The 826-nt window shown below is 39.8% G+C and carries 1 protein-coding gene; it reads right to left on the bottom strand.

Annotated elements, in window-relative coordinates; all coding sequences use genetic code 11:
* Positions 1-304 precede the first annotated feature (304 nt).
* Positions 305-721: a hypothetical protein gene (locus Q4Q57_RS22035; RefSeq protein ID WP_311892037.1), complete on the bottom strand. Its 417-nt coding sequence runs from the start codon at positions 719-721 to the stop codon at positions 305-307.
* Positions 722-826: the final 105 nt, after the last annotated feature.

Here is an 826-nt window from a genome sequence, read left to right as displayed (position 1 = left end):
TATGGGTGTTCATATGCGTCATCGACCGACAGGCGCTAATATCACCGCTTAAGGCGAGAAGTATAAGGATAACGGGTCAACCACTCAGAATGAGGACTCGATAACAGCTTGATGAACAAGCGATAAAAATATTAGCTCGTTCGCTAAGGGCGGGTCATGTCTGCAAAAAGTTTCTTTCAAAATAAGACCTTCGCACCCTCAAATTCTCAATCAGCTATTTGCATAATAAAGTGTCAACAATCAACATCGGGCTTGTTCAACACTTGGGATAAGGTCGCGGCTACGCGCGGCCTATCCTTATTTGTTAGGCGACACTTGTTACACCTAATACTTCCAAAATCATAATAAAACTGATTCCAACTACCATAAAAATTACTAAGCTTATCAATCCAATAAAAAATACACGCCAGTTAGAGTGAAAATCCAAATTTTCATTGTTTGAAATATCCTCTTTCTTAAACTGAAAATTTTCGACCAATAATCGGGTTGAGATTATTGTAGCGATGGGAATAGCCATATTTGGAAAATTTTCAGGCAGGAAAGGCAGTGTAACAACAAGCAAGGCAACAATAACGGAGCCCAGCATAAGTGTCTTCTTAACTAAGTCGTTATTTTCCAAAGCTACATAATTTTGCTTAATGAAATACGCTGCAGCTATCGGGCCTCCGAGGAAAGCTCCAGCTGCAGCCTGAGTTGGTGAATAAACTTTTTTTCCATTCATAAAAATATCCTTGTGTTGCCTAACGCCCCATTAAGAGGCAAAAAACAGCTTGCTATAATGCCTGAGGAACGAAGGACAGCAAGCTGTTTTTTGTCCTTTTGAATG

It is taken from the genome of Shewanella sp. SP2S2-6, from assembly GCF_031931965.1.
GTDB classification, from domain to species: domain Bacteria; phylum Pseudomonadota; class Gammaproteobacteria; order Enterobacterales; family Shewanellaceae; genus Shewanella; species Shewanella baltica.
This window is presented reverse-complemented; position numbering and strand designations above follow the sequence as displayed.